Source organism: Aquitalea sp. ASV15, assembly GCF_016429115.1.
GTDB classification, from domain to species: domain Bacteria; phylum Pseudomonadota; class Gammaproteobacteria; order Burkholderiales; family Chromobacteriaceae; genus Aquitalea; species Aquitalea magnusonii.
Map to the genome: position 1 here is coordinate 132642 of NZ_JAELTZ010000002.1, position 24104 is coordinate 156745.

Sequence of the window (24104 nt, forward strand, 5' to 3'; positions counted from 1 at the left end):
CAAACAACCGTTTGAATGCAATCATGCTCAAGCCTTCGCCGCGCCTGCTCAAGACCATCATCAATCTGTGGCCGCCCTTTCTGGGAGCCGGCATCAAGGTATGTCACATCGCCGCCGACTGGAAACAAGTGGATGTGCGCTTGCGGCTGGGCCTGACCAACCGCAATTATGTCGGCGTGCATTTCGGCGGCAGCCTGTATTCGATGACCGATCCGTTTTTCATGCTGATGCTGATGCAGTCCCTGGGGCGCGACTATGTGGTGTGGGACAAGGCCGGCGCCATCGAATACCACAAGCCGGGAACCGGGGTGGTCAGCGCCAGCTTCCGGCTGGACGAGACGCAATTGCAGGACATCCGCCAGCGCACCGCCGCCGGCGAGAAATATCTGCCGCAATTGCAGGTCGATATCCATGACCAGGCTGGCGATCTCGTCGCCACCGTCCACAAAACCCTGTATGTCAGACGTAAAAAAGGCCGCTAAGCGGCCTTTTTTGCTTGGCGTTGCCCGACCTAAAGTTCAGTCGACAAAACCGCAGAATACTTCTCGCATCATCTTCAGTACTTCCAGTGTGCGGATGTCGCCAACACGGTAATACACCCGGTTGGCATCCTTGCGCGTGCGCAGCACACCTTTGTCACGCATGATGGCCAGATGCTGGGAAATGTTGCTCTGCGAGGTTCCTACCTGCTCCACAATATCCTGCACACTGACTTCCTGGTCGCCCAGTACCGAAATGATCTTCAGCCGCAAGGGATGCGACATGGCCTTCATCGCCCTCGAGGACTGTTCGATCTGGTCATCGTTGAACAGCAAGCTCTGCTCCTAAGTAGATTGCAATGCGTATTTATATTGGTTTGACTACGGTACAATACTATCTAAAAAAACCAATACCATCAAGAATTTCTAATATTCTGATTGTGGACATCATGACAGCTATCACACCGGTATTACTCCTCATCCTCGACGGCTTCGGACACCGACTGGAAGGCGACGACAACGCCATCCTGCATGCCAACACCCCCACCTGGAACGCACTGAAACAGGCTTTTCCCTATGGCGTGATTGACGCCTCCGAAGGCTTTGTCGGCCTACCCAAAGGGCAGTTCGGCAACTCGGAAGTCGGCCATCTCAATATCGGCGCCGGTCGGATTGTCCAACAGGACATCAGCCGCATCGACTGCGATATCGAAGAAAACCGCTTCGACCAGAACCCCGTCCTGCAACAAGCCATCCAGCAAGCCAAAACCTCAGCCCTGCACGTGATGGGCCTGCTGTCCGACGGCGGCGTGCACAGCCACGAAAATCACATTTTTGCCCTGATCCGCGCCGCCCAGGCCGCTGGCGTCAGCAAGATTTATGTGCATGCCTTCCTGGATGGTCGCGACACCCCGCCGCGTAGCGCGGAAACCTACCTCAAGCGTCTGGATGAAGTGCTGGCCGACTGCCCGGCGGCACGTCTGGTATCGCTCGTTGGCCGCTACTGGGCCATGGATCGCGACAAACGCTGGGAGCGGGTGGAGCCTGCCTATCGCCTGCTGGTGGAAGGCGAAGGCCTGTACCACGCCGATAACGGCCTGCAAGCGCTGCAAGCCGCCTACGCCCGCGATGAAAACGATGAGTTCGTGGCCGCCACCAGCATCGGCGAGCCGGTAAAAATGCAGGATGGCGATGTCGCGGTATTCATGAACTTCCGTGCCGACCGCGCACGCCAGCTCACCACCGCGCTGACCGACCCGTCTTTCAGCGGTTTTACTGCGCGCCAACCCAAGCTGGCACAGTTTGTCACCCTCACCTCGTATGGCGACGCTTACAGCAATCCCGTGGCCTATGGGCCGCAAAAGATCAGCAATGGCTTTGGCGAATACCTGGCCAGCCTGGGCCTCAAGCAGCTGCGCATTGCCGAAACCGAAAAATATCCGCACGTCACCTACTTCTTCAATGGTGGCGAAGAGCAGGTGTATCCGGGTGAAGACCGCATCCTGGTCCCCTCGCCCAAGGTGGCCACTTACGACCTGCAGCCGGAAATGAACGCAGCCCAGGTGACCGACCACATCGTCGAGGCCATTGCCTCGGGCAAATACCAGGCCATCATCTGCAATTACGCCAATGGCGACATGGTAGGCCATACCGGCAAGTTCGATGCCGCGGTCAAGGCAGTGGAAACGCTGGATGCCTGCATCAAGCGCTGCGTCGATGCCATGCGCGCCGCCGGTGGCGAAGTGCTGATCACCGCCGATCACGGGAACTGCGAGCAGATGTTCGACTCTGTGCATCACCAGCCGCACACCCAGCACACGCTGGACAAGGTGCCCTTCCTCTACATCGGCCGCAAGGCCCGCATCAAGGAAGGTGGCGCACTGCGGGACATCTCGCCGTCGCTGCTGGCCATGATGGGCCTGCCCCAGCCGGCTGAAATGACCGGCCGTTCGCTGATCGACTTCCAGTAAGTCGCTGCGCCGGTCTGCCATGCAGACCGGCGGTCTCTCCGGCACCATCCCTCCGCATCCGCCTGTTATCATGCAGGCCACAGGCTTAATCCGAAGCGATAATGGAATGAAACCGATACTGCTGTTCGCCCTGCTGGCCGGCGCGGCCCAGGCCGCGACACCGACTGCCTCTCCCCCCCTGTCTACCGCTCCGCAGCAGCAGAACCTGCAATCGGTGCGCAAGGAAATCGACAGCCTGAAAAAGGACCTTGCCCAGAAGCAGGTGGTGCAGCAGGAAGCCAAATCGGCCATCCAGGAGTCGGAACAGGCCATTGCCAAGACCAGCCAGGTGATTGCCACGCTGGAAAACAAGCAAAGCAATTCGGCACAACAGCTGGCCGAACTGCGCAAACAGGTACAAGACACGGCAAACAAGCTGGCCACCACCCGCCAGCATGTCGCACAGATGCTGGCCAGGCAGTACAAAAATGGCGATCACGACGCCATGAAGCTGATGCTCAATGCCGACGATCCCAACCAGACCTCGCGCGACATGGTGTATTACCAGCACATTGCCAAAGCCCAGCAGCAGATGGTGGCGCAGCTGATTACCCACCAGCACGAACTGGAAGCACTCACCTACCAGCTGGAACAGGAGCTGGCCCGCCTGGACGCGCTGTCGACCCACAAGAGCCGGGAAAAAAACGCCCTGCTCAACAGCAAGACCAACAAGCTGGCCCAGTTGAACAAGCTGTCCGGTGAAATACAGGCCGGGCAAAGTCGCCTGGGCAAGCTGCAAGAGGATGAAAAGCGGCTGACCAACCTGATTGCCCAGATCAATCAGGAGATCGAACGCCGCCGCAAGGAAGCCGCCCGCAAGGCGGCCGAAGAGCGCAAGGCCCGTCAGGCTGCCGCCATTGCGGCCAAGAAGGAAAACGAACGCCGCCGCAAACTGGCCGAAAGCGCCCGCAAGCAAGGCAAGCCGGTGCCGGAAGTGGCCAAGAAGTCCGTGCCGGTTCCACAGGAAAAACCCGTGGACGAGGTGGCAGACAACAGCGCCGCCGGCAAGGCCTTCACCAGCCTGCAGGGACGCATGAAAATGCCGGTGTCCGGTGTGCTGGCCGGCCGCTTTGGCAGCGCCCGCAGCGAAGGCACCTCCTGGAAGGGGCTGTTCATCAAAACGGCACCCGGCCAGGCCGTGCATGCGGTCGCCGATGGCAACGTAGTGTATGCTGATGCGCTGCGCGGATTCGGCAACGCCGTGATCATTGACCACGGCGGCAATTACCTCACGGTGTATACCGGCCTGTCCTCCATCGGCAAGAGCGTGGGCAGTTCGGTCAAAGCCGGTGAAACACTCGGCAACACAGGCGCACTGGACAGCGGCGAATCCGGCCTGTACTTTGAAATCCGGCATATGGGACGACCTCTCAACCCGCAAACCTGGGTACGCTAAGCCACCCGCGGTATCGGAGACCAACACACAACATGACTAGTCATCGCATGAAAAAAATTGCCTGGCTCGCCGCCGGCGCTCTGGCCGGCGGCGCCCTTACCCTCAGTGTGCAGGCTTTCGCCGGCAAGGACCCCACGCCCACGGCGCTGCCGCTGAACGAATTGCGTACCTTTGCCGAAGTATTCGGCCGCATCAAGCAGGATTATGTTGATCCGGTCGATGACAAAAAGCTGATCACCGAGGCCATCAAGGGCATGCTCAGCGGGCTGGACCCGCATTCCGACTACATGGATGCCGATGCCTTCAAGGAATTGCGTGAAGGCACCCAGGGCGAATTCGGTGGTCTGGGCATTGAAATCGGTGCCGAAGACGGCCTGGTGAAAGTCGTTTCGCCGATTGAAGACACCCCGGCGCAAAAGGCTGGCATCAAGAGTGGCGACCTCATCATCAAGATCGACGACACCCCGGTACGCGGCCTGTCGCTGAACGATGCGGTCAAGCGCATGCGTGGCAAGCCCGGCACCAAGGTCACGCTGACCATTGCCCGCAAGAGTGAAACCAAACCGCTGGTCTTCACCCTCAACCGCGCCATCATCAAGACCAAGAGCGTCAAGTTCAAGCTGCTGGAACCGGGCTACGGCTATGTCCGCATCACCCAGTTCCAGGAACACACCACGGAAAACCTGGCCGAAGCCGTGGCCAGCATGACCAAGCAGAACAAGCAGCCGCTCAAGGGCCTGGTGCTGGACCTGCGTGATGACCCCGGTGGCCTGCTGACCAGCGCCGTCGGAGTCTCGGCCGCCTTCCTGCCCAAGGATGCGCTGGTGGTGTACACCGAAGGCCGCACCGCCGATGCCAAGATGAAGCTGACCGCCTCGCCGCAGAACTACGGCCGCCCGGGCATGCCCGATCCGCTGTCGGTACTGCCGCAGGAAACGCACAAGGTACCGTTGGTGGTGCTGGTCAACGGCGGCTCGGCCTCGGCCTCGGAAATCGTGGCCGGCGCGCTGCAGGACCACAAGCGCGCCGTACTGGTGGGGACCCAGACCTTCGGCAAGGGCTCGGTACAGTCCATCCTGCCGCTGGGCAGTGCCGGTGGCATCAAGCTGACCACCGCCCGCTACTTCACCCCGAGCGGCCGCTCCATCCAGGCCAAGGGCATTGTGCCGGATGTGGTGGTGGAAGACGCTACCGTGACAGCGGCCGACCAGGCCCTGCGCGTGCGCGAGGTGGATCTGGAAAACCACCTGGCCAATCCGAATGGCGACGAAGCCCCGGCCAAGGCCGCCAAGCCGGCGAAACCGCCGGTGGCAACGCCGCTCAAGCAGGACGCGCCCAAGCCGCAGGATGACAAGGACGCCAGCCCGGATAATCCGCGCGAACCCAATCCGAAGCAGGATTACCAGCTGTCACAGGGCCTGAACATCCTCAAGGTGCAGCAGATCCTGATCAAGCAAGGCAATTGATACTGCTTCAGACAGCCACCCCGCCATGTGCAGGGTGGCTGTTTTCGTTTCCGCCCAGCAGATGACAGGTGGCAAAAGCCCTGCCCATGCCGTCCTATTCCTGCTAGGCTTGTCACTTCTGAAGTCCTTACCTGGCGGGAGCCAATCCAACAATGCTGAATCGGGAATTTGTCCTCTCATTCCGTGAAGCCGCCCCTTACATCAATACCTTTCGCGGTAAAACCTTCGTGCTCGCCATCAGCGGCGAAGCCGTGATGGAAGGCGGTTTTTACAATCTGTCGCAGGATATCAACCTGCTGGTCAGCCTGGGGGTGCGCGTGGTGCTGGTGCATGGCATCCGTCCCCAGATCGAAGCCTTGCTCAAGCGCTTTGGCCTGAACCGGCTGTTCCACCGCGACCGACGAGTGACCGATGCCAGCACCATGGAAATCGTCAAGCAAGCCTGTGGCATTACCCGGCACGGCATCGAGGCGCAATTGTCGATGGGCATGCCCAACTCCCCCATGTTTGGCGCCCACCTGCGCGTGGCTGGCGGCAATTTCATCACCGCCCAGCCGCTAGGCGTGCTGGATGGCGTGGACATGCAATACACCGGACAAGTACGGCGCATCGATGTCGACGGCATCAACACCCGGCTGAGCGCTGGCGAGCTGGTCTTGCTGTCGCCGGTCGGCTATTCGGTCACCGGCGAAGCCTTCAACCTCACCATGGAAGAAATGGCAGCCCAGCTGGCCTCAGCGCTGAAAGCGGAAAAACTGATTTTCGTGATCGAAGGCCGTGGCGTCACCAATGAGCTGGGGCAGTTCGTCAGCTCGCTCACCGCCCAGCAGGCAGAAGACCTGCTGCAGGCCGGGCACTTGCAGCGCGATGTCACCGCCTATCTGCCCTATGCAGTGAAAGCCACCCGCGACGGCATCCCGCGCGCCCACCTGGTCAGCCATCACGAGGATGGCTCGCTGCTGGCCGAGCTGTTTACCAATGGCGGCACCGGCACCATGATTGCGCGCGATTCGCTGGTCAAGGTCCGCAGCGCCGTCATTGACGACGTCGGCCCGATACTCAACCTGATTCGCCCGCTGGAAGAACAAGGCATTCTGGTCAAGCGCAGCCGTGAACACCTGGAAATGGAAATCTCCCAGTATTCGGTGCTGGAGCACGACGGCAAGATTTATGGCTGCGTGGCCATGCACGCCTTCCCCGAAGCCGGCATGGCCGAGCTGGCCTGCCTGGCGGTCGCACCGGAGCGGCGCGAAGGCCGCTTTGGCGAAACCTTGCTCAAGCATGTGGAATACCAGGCGCGTACCCAGGGTTTGAAAGCCCTGTTCGTGCTGACTACCCAGACCGCACACTGGTTTGTCGAACGCGGCTTCGCCGAAGCCGGCCGTGGCCAGTTGCCACTGGCGCGCCAGGCCTTCTACAACAATCAGCGCCGTTCGAAAATATTCGTCAAACAGCTGTAAAACCCGGCTTCAGCCACAGCCCCGGCATGGTTGGAAGGGTTTCATGTCTGTGACACAATACTGCAGTATATTCGGTTTAACTTTTGCAAGGATTCGCAATGGCAAGAAACGTCAATTGCATCAAGCTGGGTCGCGAGGCGGAAGGTCTCGACTTCCCCCCGTTGCCGGGCGAGCTGGGCAAGCGTGTGTATGAAAGTGTTTCCAAGGAAGCCTGGCAAGGCTGGTTGCGTTATCAGACCATGCTGATCAATGAAAACCGTCTGAGCCTGGCCGACGCCCGTGCCCGCCAGTATCTGGCAGCGCAACTGGAAGCCTATTTCTTTGGCGCCGGTGCCGATGCACCGGCCGGCTACACGCCGCCGCAGCAGTAATCATTACGCCGAGCCCTCCTGACCGAGGGCTTTTTTGTCTCAACCTCTCTCATCATTGGCGCGAAACCGTATGTCACAAACCCACGAGTTGCTGCTCAACCGTGAACTGGGCCTGATCGAATTCAACCGCAGAGTACTGGCTCAGGCCGAAGATCCAAGCCTGCCGCTGCTGGAGCGCCTGAAATACCTGTGCATCGTCTCCTCCAATCTGGACGAGTTTTTCGAAGTGCGCATGGCCTGGCTGAAAGATACTGCCCAGCTCACCCCCAACCGTATCCTGGCCGACGGCTCGACACCGGCACAGATCATGGCCAAGGTGTCTGCCGCCTCGCACGAACTGGTGCGCCAGCAATACGCCGTGATGAGTGACGTACTGTTCCCGGCGCTGCGCCAGGAAGACATCATCTTCCTGCGCCGTACCGAATGGACCGAGCAGCAACAGCAATGGGTGCATGATTTCTTCAGCAACGAGCTGCTGCCCATCCTCACCCCCATCGGACTGGACCCGTCCCACCCCTTCCCCAAGGTGCTGAACAAATCGCTCAACTTCGCGGTGGAACTGGAAGGACGCGATGCCTTTGGCCGCCAGTCCGACATTGCCATCGTGCAGGCGCCGCGCATTCTGCCGCGCGTGATCAAGGTGCCGCCCGAAGTGTGCAACGGCCACCCGCACACCTTTGTCTTCCTGTCCTCCATCCTGCACTCCCATGTGCATGAGCTGTTCCTCGGCATGACGGTGAAGGGCTGCTACCAGTTCCGCGTCACCCGCGACAGCGAACTGACGGTGGAAGACGAAGACCTGAAAAACCTGCGCACCGCCTTGCAGGGCGAATTGCGTCAGCGCCAGTTTGGCGATGCGGTACGGCTGGAAATTGCCGATACCTGCCCGCCGCACATGGAAGAATTCCTGCTCACCCAGTTCAACCTGAAAAAGCCGGATGTCTACCGCGTCAACGGCCCGGTCAACCTGGTACGCCTGATGCAGGTGCCGGACCTGGTCGACCGTCCGGACCTGAAATTCCCGCCCTTCGTACCCTCATTGCCCGACCAGCTGGACAAGAAAGTGCCGCTGTTCGAGGCCATCCGCAAGGGCGACATCCTGCTGCACCACCCCTTCCAGAGCTTCCAGCCGGTCATCGACATGCTGAATCTGGCAGCCACCGATCCGCAAGTGGTGGCCATCAAGATGACGGTATACCGTACCGGCACCGACTCGGTGCTGATGGAATCGCTGATTGCCGCCGCCCGCGCCGGCAAACAGGTCACCGTGGTACTGGAACTGATGGCGCGCTTCGACGAAGAAGCCAACATCAGCTGGGCCAGCCACCTGGAAGATGCCGGCGCACACGTGGTGTATGGCGTGTTCGGCTACAAGGTCCATGCCAAGATGCTGATGGTGATCCGCCGCGAAGACAAACGCCTGCGCCGCTATGTGCATCTGGGCACCGGCAACTACCATCCGCGCACCGCCCGCTTCTATACCGATCTGGGCCTGCTCACCTGCAACGAAGATATCGCCAGCGATGTCAACGACATCTTCGTGCAACTGACCGGCCTGGGTCGTGCCAGCCAGCTCAAGCAGCTGTACCAGAGCCCGTTTACCCTGCACAGCCTGCTGCTCGACTCCATCGAACGCGAAATCGAACACGCCCAGCAAGGCCGTCCGGCGCAGATCATCGCCAAGATGAACGCCCTGCTGGAGCCACAGGTGATTCATGCCCTGTACCGCGCCAGCCAGGCCGGGGTGAAGATCCAGCTGATCGTGCGTGGGGTCTGCGCGCTGCGCCCCGGCGTGCCCGGCCTGTCGGAAAACATCACCGTGCGTTCGGTGGTGGGCCGCTTCCTCGAGCACCCGCGCGTCTATTACTTCTACAACGACAAGCAGGAAAACCTGTACATCGCCAGTGCCGACTGGATGGGCCGCAACCTGTTCCGCCGCATTGAAACCTGCTCGCCCATCCTCGACCCCAAGGTCAAGCGCCGCATCATCAAGGAAGCGCTGCGCCTGTATCTGGAAGACAATGTCAACGCCTGGGACATGCAGCCGGATGGCAGCTACAAGCGTCGCCCCAGCCGTGGCAAGGAGCGCTGCGCGCAGAACGTGCTGCTGGAGGAATACGCCCGCTAGTCGCTGAACCTGGCGTCTGGATGACACAGCGGCCGGCTGGCGGAACTTCCGTCGCCCGGCCGCTTTCTCATGGTGTTGCCGCTACGACAAGGAAGCCTCGTGACCATCCTGCTCATCCTGCTGGCCAGCCTGCTGATCCTCATCGGCCTGGCGGGCATCCTGTTTCCCGCCCTGCCCGGTCTGCCGCTGATACTGGGTGGCTTGCTGCTCATCGGCTGGGTCGATGACTTCCAGCACCTGGGCAGCCTGTCGCTCACCATCCTCACCTTGATCACCCTGTGCGGCCTTGCCGTGGATTTTCTCGCCGGGCTGCTGGGTGCCAAAATGACCGGAGCCAGCAAACAGGCCTTGTGGGGCGCCTTTATCGGCAGCATTGCCGGACTGCCCATGGGTCTGGCCGGCGTCATTCTCGGGCCGCTGGCCGGTGCCATGGTTGGCGAATTCATTGCCCGGCGCGACGCCTGGCAGGCCGGGCGGGTTGGCCTGGGCACGCTGGCCGGCTTTCTGGTCGGCACCGCCGCCAAGATCGGCTGCGCCTTCGCCATGCTCACCACCGCCATCCTCGCCTGGTTCTGGTAAGGCAGTGCGCAAGCAGGCAAGGCCAGCACCGCCAGCTTTTGGTAGAATCCCCCCGTTAACGATTACCTTCTGCGTGGTCCCTCATGGCTCAATATGTAATGTCTATGCTCCGCGTGAGCAAAGTGGTGCCGCCCAAGCGCCAGATCATCAAGGACATCTCGCTGTCCTTCTTCCCCGGCGCCAAGATCGGCCTGCTGGGCCTGAACGGCTCGGGCAAATCCACCGTGCTGCGCATCATGGCCAATGTGGACAAGGAATACGACGGCGAAGTCCAGCATCTGCCGGGCGTGAAAATCGGCTACCTGCCGCAGGAACCGCAGCTTGACCCGGAAAAAACCGTGCGCGAGGAAGTGGAAAGCGGCATGGGCGACGTGATGGGCGCGCAAAAACGCCTGGAAGAAGTGTATGCCGCCTACGCCGAAGAAGATGCCGACTTCGACGCTCTGGCCGAAGAACAGGCCAAGCTGGAAGCCATCATCTCCGCCGGTGCCGGTGACAATGTCCAGCTGCAACTGGAGCTGGCCGCCGACGCGCTGCGCCTGCCGCCGTGGGACGCCAAGATCGGCCCGCTGTCGGGCGGTGAAAAGCGCCGCGTAGCCCTGTGCAAGCTACTGCTGTCCAAGCCCGACATGCTGCTGCTGGACGAACCCACCAACCACCTGGACGCCGAATCGGTGGAATGGCTGGAACAATTCCTGGTGCGCTTCCCCGGCACCGTGGTGGCCGTCACCCACGACCGCTACTTCCTCGACAATGCTGCCGAATGGATTCTGGAACTGGACCGCGGCGAAGGTATTCCGTGGAAGGGCAACTACTCCAGCTGGCTGGAGCAGAAGGAAGAGCGCCTGGAGAAGGAAGCCAAGAGCGAAGGCGCGCGCATGAAGGCGATGAAGCAGGAACTGGAATGGGTACGCCAGAACCCCAAGGGCCGTCAGGCCAAGTCCAAGGCGCGTATCGCCCGCTTCGAAGAACTGTCCAGCTACGAAACCCAGAAGCGTAACGAAACCCAGGAAATCTTCATCCCGGTGGCCGAGCGCCTGGGGAATGAAGTGATCGAATTCGACGGTGTGTCCAAGGGCTTTGGCGACCGCCTGCTGATCGACAACCTGTCGTTCAAGGCACCGGCCGGTGCCATTGTCGGCATCATCGGCCCCAACGGCGCCGGTAAATCCACGCTGTTCAAGATGATTGCCGGCAAGGAACAGCCGGATTCCGGCACGGTAAAGATCGGCCAGACCGTGCAGATGGCTTTTGTCGAACAGAGCCGTGAAGGGCTGGAAGACGACAAGACCGTATTCGACGACGTCTCCGGCGGTGCCGACCTCTTGACCGTGGGCCGCTTTGAAATGTCCAGCCGTGCTTATCTGGGCCGCTTCAACTTCAAGGGTGCCGACCAGCAGAAGAAGGTAGGCATGCTGTCCGGTGGTGAGCGTGGCCGTCTGCATCTGGCCAAGACCCTGCTCAAGGGCGGCAATGTGTTGCTGCTGGACGAACCGTCCAATGACCTGGACGTGGAAACCCTGCGTGCGCTGGAAGACGCGCTGCTGGAATTCGCCGGCACCGTGTTCGTGATCTCCCACGACCGCTGGTTCCTCGACCGTATCGCCACCCACATCCTGGCGGCGGAAGGCGAATCGCAGTGGACCTTCTTTGACGGCAACTATCAGGAATACGAAGCCGACAAGAAAAAACGTCTGGGCGAAGAAGGCGCCAAGCCCAAGCGTATCCGCTACAAGCCGATCACGCGCTGATCCGCCTGCGGCAAAACAAAACCCCCGCTTGCGGGGGTTTTGTCATTCAAGGACAGCAAGTACTCAGGAAAGCTGGCTGTGCGAACCATCGCACAAGGGCTTGCCCTCGCTCAGCTTGCAGCCACAGAAATACACCAGCGCGCTTTCAGTCGCCACATACTCCACCGGACTGAAGCTGGAACCGGCATGCGAGCCATCGCAAAAGGGCTGTTTGCTACTCTGGCCACAGGCACACCACCAGTAACGCTGGCCCGCCTTCACTTCCACCGCATAGGGGAAGCTCTGGGGCGAAAATGGTTCATCTGCCATCACGCACTCCTTTGCAAAATTGCATACCGGGCTTTCAGCTTAGTGGGCGAACTGAACGAAAGCCAGCCTGCTCCGCCCGCAGTGCAGGGCAATGCTAAAATGCCCGTCATGCCATCCTTTTTCCGCCGCTGTTCCCTTTTGCTGCTACTGGCACTGAGCGCCTGCAGCACGCTGCCGGACGATCCCCCCGCACCGGCAGGCTATTACCGCGTCCAGCCCGGTGACACGCTTTACCGCATTGCCCTCAGGCACCGCCAGAGCATCAGCAATCTGGTGAGCTGGAATCAGCTGCAAGACCCGGCCAGCATCAATGCCGGCCAGCTGCTGCGCATCAGCCCGCAGGCCAGCAGCAGCCCGGCCCAGCCCAAAGCAGCAGCCAGCCCACCCGTCAAACCGGCTCCCAACACCCCGCCCCGCCCGGCTGCCTCTGCCATCACCCTGCAATGGCCGGCCACCGGCCGCCTGATAGGCAAGTTCAATGGCAGCAGCAACAAGGGCATCGACATCGCCGGCACGGCGGGCGATCCGGTACGCGCCGCCGCCAGCGGCACCGTGGCCTATGCCGGCAAGGGCATACGGGCCTATGGCAACCTGCTCATCATCAAGCATGGCAACGACTACCTCACCGCCTATGCCCACAACCAGACCCTGCTGGTCAAGGAAGGCCAGACAGTCAAAGCCGGACAGCAGATTGCCACGCTGGGCCGCTCCGGCAGCACACGTGACATGCTGCATTTCGAGCTGCGCCGCCAGGGCAAGGCCATCGATCCGCTGTCAGCATTGCCGGCTCAGTAACCACGCTGCCGCAGCACCAGGCCCTGTGGCGGCTCACCCTGCTGCAGCGCCTGCAGATTGGCCACGATCTGCGCCACCGCCGGCTCGGCCAGCGTCATGGCCGCAATATGCGGCGTCAGCAGCACGGCGGGATGGCGCCACAAGGGATGCACACTTTCCAGCGGCTCCACGGCAAAGACATCCAGCATGGCAAAGCGCAGATGGCCGCTATCCAGCATGCCCAGCAAGGCGGCCTCATCCACCTGCTCGCCACGCCCGGCATTGATCAGCGCCGCCCCCCGCGGCAGTTGCCGCAAGCGCTGGCCATCCAGCAAGCCACGGGTTTGCGCCGTGGCCGGCAGCAGATTGACCAGGATGTCACTGCGCGCCAGCAAGGCTGACAAGCCCTGCTCACCAATATAATCAGCCACACCCGGCAGCTGCCGCCCCTGCCGGCTCCAGCCGGCCACGGCATACCCCATCGCCGCCAACGCTTGCGCCACCTTGCCGCCGATCTCGCCCAAACCCAGCACGCCAATCCGCGTCTGGCCAGCGGTGGTGGCAGCCACTGGCTGCCACTGGCGGTGCTGCTGCTGGCGCTGGTACTGGTCCATGCGGCGCTGCACATGCAGCACACCGTACAGCACGTATTCCAGCATCTGCTGCGCCATGCCGGCATCCGTCAGCCGGATCACCGGCAGCGCCGGATCCAGATCATCCCGCCGCAGAATGCGGTCCACGCCAGCCCCCAGCACAAATACCGCCTGCAATTGCGTCATGCCGGCAAAAAAACCGGCTGGCGGATTCCACACCACGGCATATTGCACCTGCGCGGCCTCCACCGGCTGCGGCCAGCAGCAGACGGGCTGCTGTGGCAGCGCCTGCTGCAGCAGCTGCCGATAGTGCTCGCCGTCCTGCGCGCTATATAGATAAATCATCGCTCTCTCCCTGATATGGCCGCGGGCGGGACACGGTGCTTGTGCCGGCCCGGTCATGCATTGTAAATAACGGCAGGGGCAGTAACAGCATTTTCCTGGCGGGACAGCACAGGCTGCGCAGCCATTGCCGCGCTGGCGCAGATAGCCTAAGGTCTCGGCTTGGCCTTGTGGACTTTACCCGTATGACCCGTCATCTTTTCAGCCTGGCGCTACTGGCCGGGCTATGCGCGTGCAGCAGCACGTCGCGAAACCAGCCTCCGGCACCGGCAGCGGTCAGCCCCCCGCCCGGCAGTCCAGCCGTCGCCACGCCCGTGACCACGCCTCCGCCTGTTGCTGTCCCCGCCCGCCCGGCCGCGGCGGCGACCATCAGCACACCCGGCGACAAGCCAACGCTGACCGACAGCCAGGCACGCGCCTTGCTGAACCGGCTGCTACCGGCAGGCATCAGTGATCGTCAGGGTTGGAATAATGACATCCTCAGTGCCTTTGCCGCCCTCAGGCTTCCTTACCGGGCAGACAACTTCTGTGCGGTAGCCGCGGTGATCGAGCAGGAATCCAGCTGGCAGGGCGACCCGACCGTGCCCAATCTGCCGGCCATCGTCTGGGGCAAGATTGGCGAGAGGGCCAACAAGTATCTGGTTCCGCTGCCGGTGGTCAAAACCGCCCTGCTGAAAACCTCGCCCAATGGCAAAAGCTACAAGGCGCGTATCGACAGCCTGCGCACCGAGCGCGAAATGAATCTGCTGTTCGAGGACATGGCGGCCGAAGCAGGCAAACTGGGGCTGCCGCTGAATATGAAAAATCCCATTCGTACCGGCGGGCCGATGCAGGTGAGCGTGGAATTCGCCGAAGCCCACGTCAGGATCTGGCCCTATCCTTACCAGACCGGCAACAGCATCCGCAACGAGGTATTCACCCGCCGCGGCGGCGTGTATTTCGGCAGCGCCATCCTGCTGCAATATCCGGCCCCGTATCAGGACATGCGCTACCGCTTTGCCGACTTCAATGCCGGCCGCTACAGCAGCCGCAATGCCGCCCTGCAAGCCGCAGTCAGCCAATTGACCGGCCGCAAGCTGGCGCTGGATGGTGACTTGCTCAGCTATACCGGCAAGCAGGCCAGCGGCAGCACATACCAGGCCCTGCTCAGCTTGCGCAGCCGGCTGGACATGAGCCAGAGCGCCATTGAAAGAGATTTGCAGCAGGAAAAAAACAGCGCCCTGGCGCAAAGCGAGCTGTATCGCAAGGTCTTTGCGCTGGTAGACAGCAAGGCGGGAAAACCGCTGGCACGCGAACGCATGCCGCAGATCGACCTGCACAGCCCGAAAATCAGCCGCAAGCTGACCACGCAGTGGTTTGCCGACAAGGTGAATGCGCGCTATCAAGCCTGCATGGCAAGGCAATAAGCAACAGGGAAAGCAACAAGGCTGGCTGTGGCACAAGCCATGGCTGGCCTGGCTTGTCATCGGCGGGAATGGCCGGGAATGGCCGGGAATGGCCGGGAATGGCAAAAACGAAAAAGCCCAGTCTGGCGACTGGGCTTGATCTTGAATCCTGGCGTCCCCACGGGGAATCGAACCCCGGCTACCGCCGTGAAAGGGCGGTGTTCTAACCGCTAAACTATAGGGACTTTGGTGCACCCGGAGCGATTCGAACGCCCGACCCTTTGGTTCGTAGCCAAATACTCTATCCAACTGAGCTACGGGTGCAGATTCTGGCGGAGAAAGAGGGATTCGAACCCTCGATACAGGTTTAAGCCCGTATGCTTCCTTAGCAGGGAAGTGCCTTCGACCACTCGGCCATTTCTCCGTTCAGAGAGCGCCATATTAAGCAAGCTGGCGCCCCCTGTCAAGCATCCAAACTAAAAAATTATGCCGGCTGATCCAGACCGAATACCTTGTGCAGCACGCGCACGCCCAGCTCCAGGTATTTCTCGTCCACCAGCACCGATACCTTGATTTCCGAAGTGGAAATCATCTGGATGTTGATGCCCTCTTCCGCCAGGGTGCGGAACATGGTGGAAGCCACGCCACAGTGCGAGCGCATGCCCACGCCGACGATGGAGATCTTGGCGACCTTGTCGTCGGCATCGATCTTGGCGGCGCCGATATGGGTTTGCACTTCACGCAGGATGTCCATGGTGCGCGGGAATTCGCCGCGCGGTACGGTGAAGGAGAAATCGGTGGTGCCGTTTTCGCCCACGTTCTGGATGATCATGTCGACTTCGATGTTGGCATCGGCAATCGGGCCCAGAATCTGGTAAGCGATACCCGGCTTGTCCGGTACGCCCTTCACATTGATGCGTGCTTCGTTACGGTCAAATGCGATGCCTGCAACTACGGCCTTTTCCATGTTTTCATCTTCCTCGAACGTAATCAGCGTGCCTTCCCCTTCCTCTTCGAAGCTGGACAGTACACGCAGACGTACCTTGTATTTCCCGGCGAATTCCACCGAACGGATCTGCAATACCTTGGAGCCCAGCGAGGCCATCTCGATCATTTCCTCGAAGGTAATGGTCTTGAGACGACGGGCATCCGGCACGACGCGCGGATCGGTGGTGTAGACACCGTCGACATCGGTGTAGATCTGGCATTCGTCGGCCTTCAGCGCGGCGGCCAGCGCCACGGCGGAAGTGTCGGAACCACCACGACCCAGCGTGGTGATGTTGCCGTTTTCATCAATGCCCTGGAAGCCGGCCACCACCACGACCGAACCGGCCGCGAGGTCTGTCCGCATGGCGGCTTCGTCGATGGATTGAATACGTGCCTTGTTGTGCGAGTCGTCGGTGGTCACGCGCACTTGCCAGCCACAGTAGCTCTTGGCGTCGACACCGATTTCCTTGAGTGCCATGGCCAACAGGCCGATGGTGACTTGTTCGCCGGTGGAAATGATCACGTCCAGCTCGCGCGGGTCCGGATAGGCCTGGATCTCTTTGGCAAGGGCAATCAGTCGGTTGGTTTCGCCACTCATGGCAGATACCACTACTACGACATCATGTCCCTGCGCTTTCCATTTGGCGACACGGCGGGCCACGTTCTTGATGCGCTCCGCAGAGCCCATCGAGGTACCGCCGTACTTTTGTACGATGAGTGCCATGCTTGCTTCTTATATAGAAAGGTTGATATGTCGGACTTCGATTCTGGCCCGATCTTCGCCATAAAAGCAAGGCCATTGTTCGACAATGCCCATTCCTCTTTGCGCAATGCAACAAATCGCGTGGGCACGGCCATCAGCTGCGGCTGAAGCTGTGCTGGAATCTGCCTGACTCAAGCACTTTCCCCGGCCACGGGCTGGCCTGCCATTGCCGCGCCATGCTCAGCCGGCCAGCAGCCGCTGTGGATGAGCGTAGACATTCACCCGGCCCGGCCGGGCAAACCCCAGCAGGGTGAGACCATATTCTTCGGCCATTTGCACGGCCAGCGCGGTGGGTGCGGCCACCGCCACCAGGATTTCAATGCCGGCGGCGGCAGCCTTTTGCACCATTTCATAGCTGGCACGGCTGGTCACCAGTGCCACTCCGGCGCCCCAGTCGCTGATGGCACGCCGCCCGATCAGCTTGTCCAGTGCCACATGCCGGCCCACGTCCTCGCACACTTGCAGCAGCTTGCCTTGCAAATCCAGCCAGGCGGCGGCGTGGGCACAGCCGGTCTGCTGCGACAGGGTCTGCCGTGCGGGCAGCGCCTGCAATGCCTGTTTCAGCGCGGGCCAGCCCAGCCTTACCGTATCCGGCAAGGCCGGCAGGGGGCGGAAGATTTCTGCCAGTTGCTCCACGCCGCACAGGCCGCAGCCGGTGCGGCCAGCCAGTTGGCGGCGGCGCTCCTTCAAGGCGCTGAAACAGGCGGAGGCGAGTTCCACATGCACCTCGATACCGCTGGCGGCAGTGCGCACTTCGATGTCGTAGATGTCCGCCGGCTGCCGGGCAATGCCCTCGGCCAGGGAAAAGCCGCGGGCAAAGTCTTCCAGTTGCTGCGGGCTGGCCATCATCACCACATGGGCCAGGCCGTTGTAAACCAGCGCCACCGGTACTTCCCAGGCCAGAACATCGGCCTGTGGCAACATGGGCTGAGCCTCCTGCCACTGGATTCGCTCTATATGGCAGGCGATATCGAAGCCTTCGAAAGCGGAATCGGTCATGAATTAAGATTTTTTAAGGGTTTCATTGTCACTCGCTATTTGAGCTTACAGAAATTGCTGACGATAATGCAGTCAGGCTTCAACTCTCCAAGTTGGCCAGACCCGTCCTTCCGCCCTGCACCAGCGCCCGGCAGCCATGATGCTGCATTTGACGGCCAGAGCGGAAAGTCAGTCAACATTCCCATGAAGGAGACCCCATGCAGGTCAATCGGCGGCAGTTCTTCAAGCTGTGCGCCGGGGGTATGGCAGGTTCCACGATTGCAACGCTGGGTTTATTGCCGGAAAAGGCAATGGCTGATGTGCGCAGCTACAAGCTACTGCGCGCCAGTGAAACCCGCAACACCTGTCCGTACTGCTCGGTAGGCTGTGGCATTCTCATGTACAGCCTGGGCGATGGCGCCAAAAACGCCAAGTCCGAAATCTTCCATATCGAGGGCGATCCGGACCATCCGGTGAATCGTGGGGCATTGTGTCCCAAGGGGGCTGGTCTGGTGGATTTCATCCACAGCCCTGATCGCCTGAAATACCCGGAAGTGCGCGAAGCGGGCAGCAATGAATGGAAGCGCATCAGCTGGGATGAGGCATTCTCGCGCATCGCCAAGCATATCAAGCAGGACCGCGATGCCAATTTCACCGAAAAGAACGCCGATGGCGTCACGGTAAACCGCTGGCTGTCCACCGGTTTCCTGGCGGCCTCCGCCTCCAGCAACGAGGCTGGCTGGCTGACCCACAAATTCACCCGCAGCCTGGGCATGCTGGCTGTCGACAATCAGGCGCGTGTATGACACGGACCAACGGTGGCAAGTCTTGCCCCAACATTTGGTCGCGGTGCCATGACAAACCATTGGGTCGACATCAAGAACGCCAATCTGATCGTGGTGATGGGTGGCAATGCCGCCGAAGCACACCCGGTTGGCTTCCGCTGGGCCATTGAGGCCAAGACCCGCAACAAGGCCAAGCTGCTGGTCATCGACCCGCGCTTTACCCGTACTGCCTCGGTGGCAGACTTCTACGCGCCCATCCGCACCGGCACGGACATTACCCTGTTGTCCGGCGTGATCCGCTATTTGCTGGAAACCGGCAAGTACAACAAGGAATACACGCTCGCCTATACCAATGCGGCATTGCTGGTACACCCGGACTTCAAGTTTGAAGACGGCCTGTTCAGCGGCTATGACGCGGAAAAACGCAAGTACGACAAATCCACCTGGGCCTACCAGCTGGATGAGAAAGGCATGGCCAAGCGCGACGACACGCTGAACGACCCGCGCTGCGTGATCAACCTGCTCAAACAGCATGTGTCGCGCTATACCGCCGACGTGGTGGCCAATATCTGCGGCACGCCCAAGGAAGCCTTCCAGGCCATTTGCGAGCATCTGGCAGAAACCAGCGCACCGGACAAGACCACCTCCTTCCTGTATGCCCTGGGCTGGACCCAGCATTCCATTGGCGCGCAAAACATCCGCACCATGGCGATGATCCAGCTGTTGCTGGGCAATATGGGTATGGCCGGTGGCGGCATCAATGCGCTGCGTGGTCACTCCAATATCCAGGGTCTGACCGACCTGGGCCTGCTGTCCACCAGCCTGCCCGGCTACATGACCATGCCGTCGGAAAAAGAGCCAAGCCTGCAAGCCTATCTGGACAAGTACACCAGCAAGCCGCTGGCCGACGGCCAGATGAACTACTGGCAGAACTATCCCAAGTTCTTTGTTTCCTTCATGAAGGCGATGTGGGGGGACAAGGCCACAGCGGACAATGGCTGGGGTTATGACTGGCTGCCCAAGTGGGACAAGGGCTACGACGTGCTGCAGTACTTCGAGCTGATGCACCAGGGCAAGGTGAACGGTTACTTCTGTCAGGGCTTCAACCCGGCGGCGTCCTTCCCCAACAAGAACAAGATCGTGGAATCCCTTTCACGCTTGAAGTTCCTGGTGATCATGGACCCGCTGGTGACGGAAACCTCCACCTTCTGGCAGAACCACGGCGAGCAGAACGATGTCGATCCGGCCAAGATCCACACCGAAGTATTCCGCCTGCCCACCACCTGCTTTGCCGAGGAAGACGGCTCCATCGTCAACTCCGGCCGCTGGCTGCAATGGCACTGGAAGGGTGCGGAAGGACCGGGCCAGGCACTGACCGATCCGCAAATCCTGGCCGGCATCTTCCTCAAGCTCAAGGCCATGTATGCCAAGGAGGGCGGAGCCTTCCCGGATGCCATCAACAGCCTGTCCTGGGCTTATGGCGACCCGCACGAGCCCAAGCCGGAAGAGCTGGCCAAGGAGCTGAACGGCAAGGCGCTGGCTGACCTGCCCGACCCGAAAAACCCCGGCCAGTTCCTGGCCAAGAAGGGTGAGCTCTTGCCCGGTTTTGCCCTGTTGCAGGCCGATGGCAGTACCGCCTCCGGTTGCTGGATTTTTGCCGGCAGCTGGACCCAGGCGGGCAACCAGATGGCACGGCGCGACAATAGCGACCCGTCCGGCCTTGGCAATACCCTGGGCTGGGCCTGGGCGTGGCCGGCCAACCGCCGCATCCTGTATAACCGCGCCTCCTGCAAACCCGATGGCACGCCATGGGACAAGAAACGCACGCTGATCAAGTGGAACGGCGAGAAGTGGGTGGGTGTGGACGTGCCGGACTTCAAGGCCGACGAAGCGCCAGGCAGCACCATGGGTCCCTTCATCATGCAGGCCGAAGGGCTGGGACGCCTGTTTGCGCTGGACAAGATGGCCGAAGGGCCGTTCCCGGAGCACTACGAGCCGTTCGAGACGCCGCTGGGCACCAACCCGCTGCATCCCAAGGTTATCTCCAACCCGGCCGCGCGGCTGTTCAAGGACGACAAGGCACAGCTGGGCCAGCACCAGCAGTTCCCCTATGCCGCCACCACCTACCGCCTGACCGAGCATTTCCACTACTGGACCAAGCATGCACGGCTGAATGCCATCATCCAGCCGGAACAGTTTGTGGAAATCGGCGAGGAACTGGCCAGGGAAAAAGACATTGCCCATGGCGACATGGTGAAAGTGTCGTCCAAGCGCGGCTATATCAAGGCCAAGGCAGTGGTGACCAAGCGTATCAAGGCACTGCAGGTGAACGGCCAGTCGGTACACCATATCGGGGTGCCGATTCACTGGGGCTTTGAGGGGCTGACCAAGAAGGGCTTTATTGCCAACACGCTGACGCCGTTTGTCGGGGATGCCAATACCCAGACGCCGGAGTTCAAGTCCTTCCTCGTCAATATTGAGAAAGCCTAAGGAGCGACCATGTCACTGCAATCGCAAGATATCCTGCGCCGCTCCGCCAGCCCCACCCAGCCGCCGATTGCGCGCGAGCACAAGGCGGAGGTGGCCAAGCTGATCGACGTCACCACCTGCATAGGCTGCAAGGCCTGTCAGGTGGCCTGTTCGGAGTGGAATGACCTGCGCGATGAAATCGGCAGCAATGTCGGGGTGTACGACAACCCGGCCGACCTGACCGCTGAAAGCTGGACGGTGATGCGTTACAGCGAAGTCGAGCAGAACGGCAAGCTGGAATGGCTGATCCGCAAGGACGGCTGCATGCACTGCGCCGACCCCGGCTGCCTGAAAGCCTGCCCCTCGCCCGGCGCCATCATCCAGTACGCCAACGGCATCGTGGACTTCCAGTCCGAGCACTGCATCGGCTGCGGCTACTGCATTTCCGGCTGTCCCTTCAATGTGCCGCGCATCAACCAGAAGGATAACAAGGCCTACAAATGCACCTTGTGTTCCGACCGGGTGAGCGTGGGACAGGAGCCGGCCTGTGTGAAAACCTGTCCTACCGGCGCCATCCGCTTTGGCAGCAAGGAGGACATGAAGGAATACGCACAGGAACGGGTGGACGAGCTGAAAACGCGTGGCTATGCCAATGCCGGTCTGTACGATCCGCAAGGCGTGGGCGGCACCCATGTGATGTATGTGCTGCACCATGCCGACCAGCCCGAGCTGTACCACGGGCTGAAGAAGGATCCGCAGATCAGCCCGGTGGTCAGCCTGTGGAAGGGCATACTCAAGCCGCTGTCCACCATCGGCCTGGCCGCCTCGCTGTTGTTCGGCTTCTTCCACTACATCGGCGTCGGCCCCAACAAGGCCGAGGATGACGACGAGGAGGACAAGGTATGAGCAAGGAAAAGCTGATCAGCCGCTACAACGCGGCCGAACGCATCAACCACTGGATCGTGGCGGTGTGCTTCGTGCTGCTGGCCATCTCCGGCCTGGCCTTTTTCTACCCGGCCTTCTTCTGGCTCACCGGCGTGTTTGGTACGCCACAGCTGGCGCGCATCATCCACCCCTTTGTCGGGGTGCTGATGTTCCTTGGCTTCTTCCGGCAGTTTTTCCGTTACTGGCACCACAATCTGTTCAACAAGGAGGACATCAAGTGGATGCTGTCGGTAAAACAGGTATTGTCCGGCCACGAGGTGGGTGACACCGGCAAATACAACGGCGGCCAGAAAGGCATGTTCTGGCTGATGACCGGCTGCCTGCTGGTGCTGATCTGTACCGGGGTAATCATCTGGCGGCCTTACTTTGCCTATTACTTCCCCATCGAGCTGATCCGCGTGGCCCTGCTGCTGCATGCCTGGAGCGCCCTGATGCTGATTGCCGGCATCGTGGTGCATGTGTATGCCGCCATCTGGGTGCGCGGCACCATCCGCGCCATGGTGGAAGGCGTGGTGACGCACGCCTGGGCCAAGAAGCACCATCCACGCTGGTATCGTGAAGTGACAGGAGACAAGCACAAGCCATGAGCATTCGCATTGTTCCGGTAGAACAGCTGGCGGAGCGGCAAGCCGCCAGCCTGGACATCACCCCGCTGCTGCTGCCGCAGCCCGCCTCGCTGTATCAACAGCGTGCGGCGCGGCTGCAACAGCTGGCCGCCGGTCATGTGATGGCCGATTACCTGCAACTGGCCAGCCGCATTGCCCAGGCGCAACACCAGCTGGTACACAGCCAGCCGGTGCGGCTGCCTGCGCGGGCGGACTACTTCCGCCAGTGTGCCGAGCATGGCCTGCCCCCCCTGGGTGCGCTGGCCTGGCAACGCGACGGGCAGTGGCAGCAGCTGCTGCACGCCCTGTGCCAACAGCTGTCGGACAATGCCAGCCCGGCCGTGCAACAGGTGCTGGCACAGTTGATGTCCGCACCGGCCGAGCAGCAGGAACGGGCGGCGCAGTCACTGCTGTCCGGTGATCTGGCGGTGGTGGACAGTGCCCAGGCACCGTTTATCTGGGCGGCGCTGTCGGTGTACTTCAGCCAGCTGGCCAGCCAGCTGAACATGGCGGGGGTTGCCGAACCTGGCGACGCCCGCCATCTGTGCCCGGTATGCGCCAGTGCGCCGGTGGCCAGCATCGTCCGTCAGGGTAACGAAGCTGGCCTGCGCTATCTGCACTGCAGCCTGTGCGAAAGTGAGTGGCATCTGGTGCGGTCGAAGTGCAGCAACTGCGAGGCCACCCGCGACATCGGCTACTGGTCGCTGCAAGACCAGCACGCGGCGGTGCGCGGGGAATCCTGTGGCGACTGCGGCAGCTATCTGAAAATCCTGTCGCTGGACAAGGACCAGCAGGCCGAAGCGGTGGCCGACGACCTGGCCAGCCTGGCGCTGGATGCCGCGCTGGAGGAACAGGGCTTTGCCCGCAGCGGCCTTAACCCGCTGCTGTTTCCCGGCTGAACCCCGCCTGTCAGCGCACAACCGGCCCTCGTGGCCGGTTTTTTATGGGCAATAAAACAAATGTTTAAAAAGTCATGACAAATCATGATAAATAAAATACATCGCCCGGCCATTCCCCTTTGCATTCGACAAAGGCAGCAACTACAAAACTAGAAAGACCAAGCAATACCAGCGCCGCAAGCAGCCCGAGGGGCAGCAGCAGTCCAGCTGATGGGCTGTTGCTACAGCGGCCAGCCATGTCAGCGACATACCAGGGGAAAAGATGGCCAAGACCATACTCGTCGTGGACGACTCCACCAGCCTGCGGCTGGTGGTAAAGATGACGCTGGAAGGGGCTGGCTACGATGTCATCGAAGCCGCCGATGGCCAGCAGGCGCTGGCCTTGCTGGACGGACGCAAGATCCATCTGGTGCTGTCCGACCTCAACATGCCGGTGATGAATGGCCTTAGCTTGCTGGCAAAGATCAAGCAGCATCCCGACTATCGCTTTACCCCGGTCATCATGCTGACCACCGAAACCGCCGAACATCTGCGACAGCAAGGCCGGGAATGCGGCTCCTGCGCCTGGGTGGTCAAGCCATTCGAGCCCCCGCAACTGCTGGACGCCATCGCCCGGCTCATCCTGCCCTGA

Annotated in this window: 21 protein-coding genes and 3 tRNA genes; 16 read left to right on the forward strand and 8 right to left on the reverse strand. The window is 61.0% G+C overall.

Annotation, left to right across the window (positions count from 1 at the left end):
* Window positions 1-23 precede the first annotated feature (23 nt).
* Window positions 24-482: a DUF4442 domain-containing protein gene (locus JHD64_RS01490; RefSeq protein WP_059286556.1), complete on the forward strand. Its 459-nt coding sequence runs from the start codon at window positions 24-26 to the stop codon at window positions 480-482.
* Between the two features lie 36 nt (window positions 483-518).
* Here the strand turns inward: JHD64_RS01490 and JHD64_RS01495 are convergent, their stop codons facing one another.
* Window positions 519-815 (reverse strand): helix-turn-helix transcriptional regulator, encoded by a 297-nt coding sequence (locus JHD64_RS01495; RefSeq protein WP_045845528.1) that lies wholly within the window; start codon window positions 813-815, stop codon window positions 519-521.
* 113 nt (window positions 816-928) lie between these two features.
* On the opposite strand from JHD64_RS01495, the gene gpmI reads away from it, so the two are divergent.
* The 8 genes from gpmI to ettA all read left to right on the forward strand — a co-directional run bounded on the left by gpmI (window position 929) and on the right by ettA (window position 11639).
* Window positions 929-2449: a 2,3-bisphosphoglycerate-independent phosphoglycerate mutase gene (gpmI, locus tag JHD64_RS01500; protein WP_110313357.1), complete on the forward strand. Its 1521-nt coding sequence runs from the start codon at window positions 929-931 to the stop codon at window positions 2447-2449.
* A gap of 106 nt (window positions 2450-2555) precedes the next feature.
* Window positions 2556-3884, forward strand: a complete 1329-nt coding sequence (locus tag JHD64_RS01505) for a murein hydrolase activator EnvC (RefSeq protein ID WP_059286548.1) — start codon at window positions 2556-2558, stop codon at window positions 3882-3884.
* Between the two features lie 47 nt (window positions 3885-3931).
* A complete protein-coding gene (locus JHD64_RS01510; protein WP_199052055.1) occupies window positions 3932-5350 on the forward strand; it encodes a S41 family peptidase in 1419 nt (472 codons plus the stop codon).
* A 152-nt stretch (window positions 5351-5502) separates the two neighbouring features.
* The gene (argA, locus tag JHD64_RS01515; protein WP_059286550.1) at window positions 5503-6810 is read left to right on the forward strand and encodes an amino-acid N-acetyltransferase; all 1308 of its coding nucleotides are present in this window, start codon (window positions 5503-5505) and stop codon (window positions 6808-6810) included.
* A 98-nt stretch (window positions 6811-6908) separates the two neighbouring features.
* A complete protein-coding gene (locus JHD64_RS01520) occupies window positions 6909-7181 on the forward strand; it encodes an oxidative damage protection protein (RefSeq protein ID WP_059286551.1) in 273 nt (90 codons plus the stop codon).
* 70 nt (window positions 7182-7251) lie between these two features.
* A complete protein-coding gene (gene ppk1 / locus JHD64_RS01525; protein ID WP_059286552.1) occupies window positions 7252-9309 on the forward strand; it encodes a polyphosphate kinase 1 in 2058 nt (685 codons plus the stop codon).
* 99 nt (window positions 9310-9408) lie between these two features.
* Window positions 9409-9888, forward strand: coding sequence for a DUF456 domain-containing protein (locus JHD64_RS01530; RefSeq protein ID WP_059286553.1), 480 nt, complete (start codon window positions 9409-9411; stop codon window positions 9886-9888).
* 83 nt (window positions 9889-9971) lie between these two features.
* A complete protein-coding gene (ettA, locus tag JHD64_RS01535) occupies window positions 9972-11639 on the forward strand; it encodes an energy-dependent translational throttle protein EttA (protein ID WP_059286554.1) in 1668 nt (555 codons plus the stop codon).
* A gap of 63 nt (window positions 11640-11702) precedes the next feature.
* Here ettA and JHD64_RS01540 read toward each other — a convergent pair whose 3' ends face one another.
* Window positions 11703-11948, reverse strand: coding sequence for a CDGSH iron-sulfur domain-containing protein (locus JHD64_RS01540; protein WP_059286555.1), 246 nt, complete (start codon window positions 11946-11948; stop codon window positions 11703-11705).
* A gap of 108 nt (window positions 11949-12056) precedes the next feature.
* Here JHD64_RS01540 and JHD64_RS01545 point away from each other — a divergent pair, with 108 nt between their 5' ends.
* Window positions 12057-12743, forward strand: a complete 687-nt coding sequence (locus tag JHD64_RS01545; RefSeq protein ID WP_199052039.1) for a M23 family metallopeptidase — start codon at window positions 12057-12059, stop codon at window positions 12741-12743.
* Here JHD64_RS01545 and JHD64_RS01550 read toward each other — a convergent pair.
* Window positions 12737-13660 carry a glyoxylate/hydroxypyruvate reductase A gene (locus tag JHD64_RS01550; protein ID WP_199052040.1) on the reverse strand — a complete coding sequence of 308 codons (924 nt, stop codon included), beginning with the start codon at window positions 13658-13660 and terminating at the stop codon, window positions 12737-12739. The genes JHD64_RS01545 and JHD64_RS01550 overlap by 7 nt on opposite strands.
* Window positions 13661-13971: 311 nt before the next feature.
* On the opposite strand from JHD64_RS01550, the gene JHD64_RS01555 reads away from it, so the two are divergent.
* Complete coding sequence (locus JHD64_RS01555) at window positions 13972-15063, forward strand: DUF1615 domain-containing protein (RefSeq protein ID WP_370540920.1); 1092 nt, start codon at window positions 13972-13974, stop codon at window positions 15061-15063.
* A 149-nt stretch (window positions 15064-15212) separates the two neighbouring features.
* On the opposite strand, the gene JHD64_RS01560 is transcribed toward JHD64_RS01555, so the two are convergent.
* From JHD64_RS01560 to fdhD, 5 genes are all read right to left on the reverse strand, one after another.
* A tRNA-Glu gene (locus tag JHD64_RS01560) sits at window positions 15213-15287 on the reverse strand.
* 2 nt (window positions 15288-15289) lie between these two features.
* Window positions 15290-15366 (reverse strand) — tRNA-Arg (locus JHD64_RS01565).
* A gap of 6 nt (window positions 15367-15372) precedes the next feature.
* Window positions 15373-15466: transfer RNA gene (locus JHD64_RS01570), tRNA-Ser, on the reverse strand.
* Window positions 15467-15526: 60 nt separating this feature from the next.
* Window positions 15527-16753, reverse strand: coding sequence for an aspartate kinase (locus JHD64_RS01575; RefSeq protein ID WP_059286973.1), 1227 nt, complete (start codon window positions 16751-16753; stop codon window positions 15527-15529).
* Between the two features lie 219 nt (window positions 16754-16972).
* Entirely contained in the window at window positions 16973-17791 is an 819-nt protein-coding gene (fdhD, locus tag JHD64_RS01580) for a formate dehydrogenase accessory sulfurtransferase FdhD (protein ID WP_233170281.1), read from the reverse strand.
* 197 nt (window positions 17792-17988) lie between these two features.
* On the opposite strand from fdhD, the gene fdnG reads away from it, so the two are divergent.
* The 5 genes from fdnG to JHD64_RS01605 all read left to right on the forward strand — a co-directional run bounded on the left by fdnG (window position 17989) and on the right by JHD64_RS01605 (window position 24104).
* Window positions 17989-21045, forward strand: a complete 3057-nt coding sequence (gene fdnG, locus JHD64_RS01585) for a formate dehydrogenase-N subunit alpha (RefSeq protein WP_199052042.1) — start codon at window positions 17989-17991, stop codon at window positions 21043-21045.
* A 9-nt stretch (window positions 21046-21054) separates the two neighbouring features.
* Complete coding sequence (gene fdxH, locus JHD64_RS01590; protein ID WP_059286977.1) at window positions 21055-21930, forward strand: formate dehydrogenase subunit beta; 876 nt, start codon at window positions 21055-21057, stop codon at window positions 21928-21930.
* Window positions 21927-22556, forward strand: coding sequence for a formate dehydrogenase subunit gamma (locus tag JHD64_RS01595; protein WP_059286978.1), 630 nt, complete (start codon window positions 21927-21929; stop codon window positions 22554-22556). The genes fdxH and JHD64_RS01595 overlap by 4 nt, the downstream gene beginning before the upstream one ends.
* Window positions 22553-23473 carry a formate dehydrogenase accessory protein FdhE gene (fdhE, locus tag JHD64_RS01600; protein WP_199052043.1) on the forward strand — a complete coding sequence of 307 codons (921 nt, stop codon included), beginning with the start codon at window positions 22553-22555 and terminating at the stop codon, window positions 23471-23473. The genes JHD64_RS01595 and fdhE overlap by 4 nt, the downstream gene beginning before the upstream one ends.
* A gap of 262 nt (window positions 23474-23735) precedes the next feature.
* On the forward strand, window positions 23736-24104 hold the full coding sequence (locus JHD64_RS01605) for a response regulator (RefSeq protein WP_059286843.1): 369 nt from the start codon (window positions 23736-23738) through the stop codon (window positions 24102-24104).

Excerpts from the sequence above, each read along its gene's own strand:
- JHD64_RS01545 (WP_199052039.1), top strand. The coding sequence starts at position 12,057 with ATGCCATCCTTTTTCCGCCGCTGTTCCCTTTTGCTGCTACTGGCACTG.
- JHD64_RS01605 (WP_059286843.1), top strand. The coding sequence starts at position 23,736 with ATGGCCAAGACCATACTCGTCGTGGACGACTCCACCAGCCTGCGGCTG.
- ettA (WP_059286554.1), top strand. The coding sequence starts at position 9,972 with ATGGCTCAATATGTAATGTCTATGCTCCGCGTGAGCAAAGTGGTGCCG.
- JHD64_RS01505 (WP_059286548.1), top strand. The coding sequence starts at position 2,556 with ATGAAACCGATACTGCTGTTCGCCCTGCTGGCCGGCGCGGCCCAGGCC.
- fdxH (WP_059286977.1), top strand. The coding sequence starts at position 21,055 with ATGTCACTGCAATCGCAAGATATCCTGCGCCGCTCCGCCAGCCCCACC.
- JHD64_RS01540 (WP_059286555.1), bottom strand. The coding sequence starts at position 11,948 with ATGGCAGATGAACCATTTTCGCCCCAGAGCTTCCCCTATGCGGTGGAA.
- fdhD (WP_233170281.1), bottom strand. The coding sequence starts at position 17,791 with ATGACCGATTCCGCTTTCGAAGGCTTCGATATCGCCTGCCATATAGAG.
- gpmI (WP_110313357.1), top strand. The coding sequence starts at position 929 with ATGACAGCTATCACACCGGTATTACTCCTCATCCTCGACGGCTTCGGA.
- argA (WP_059286550.1), top strand. The coding sequence starts at position 5,503 with ATGCTGAATCGGGAATTTGTCCTCTCATTCCGTGAAGCCGCCCCTTAC.
- ppk1 (WP_059286552.1), top strand. The coding sequence starts at position 7,252 with ATGTCACAAACCCACGAGTTGCTGCTCAACCGTGAACTGGGCCTGATC.
- JHD64_RS01575 (WP_059286973.1), bottom strand. The coding sequence starts at position 16,753 with ATGGCACTCATCGTACAAAAGTACGGCGGTACCTCGATGGGCTCTGCG.
- JHD64_RS01490 (WP_059286556.1), top strand. The coding sequence starts at position 24 with ATGCTCAAGCCTTCGCCGCGCCTGCTCAAGACCATCATCAATCTGTGG.
- JHD64_RS01550 (WP_199052040.1), bottom strand. The coding sequence starts at position 13,660 with ATGATTTATCTATATAGCGCGCAGGACGGCGAGCACTATCGGCAGCTG.
- JHD64_RS01595 (WP_059286978.1), top strand. The coding sequence starts at position 21,927 with ATGAGCAAGGAAAAGCTGATCAGCCGCTACAACGCGGCCGAACGCATC.
- JHD64_RS01510 (WP_199052055.1), top strand. The coding sequence starts at position 3,932 with ATGAAAAAAATTGCCTGGCTCGCCGCCGGCGCTCTGGCCGGCGGCGCC.
- fdhE (WP_199052043.1), top strand. The coding sequence starts at position 22,553 with ATGAGCATTCGCATTGTTCCGGTAGAACAGCTGGCGGAGCGGCAAGCC.
- JHD64_RS01520 (WP_059286551.1), top strand. The coding sequence starts at position 6,909 with ATGGCAAGAAACGTCAATTGCATCAAGCTGGGTCGCGAGGCGGAAGGT.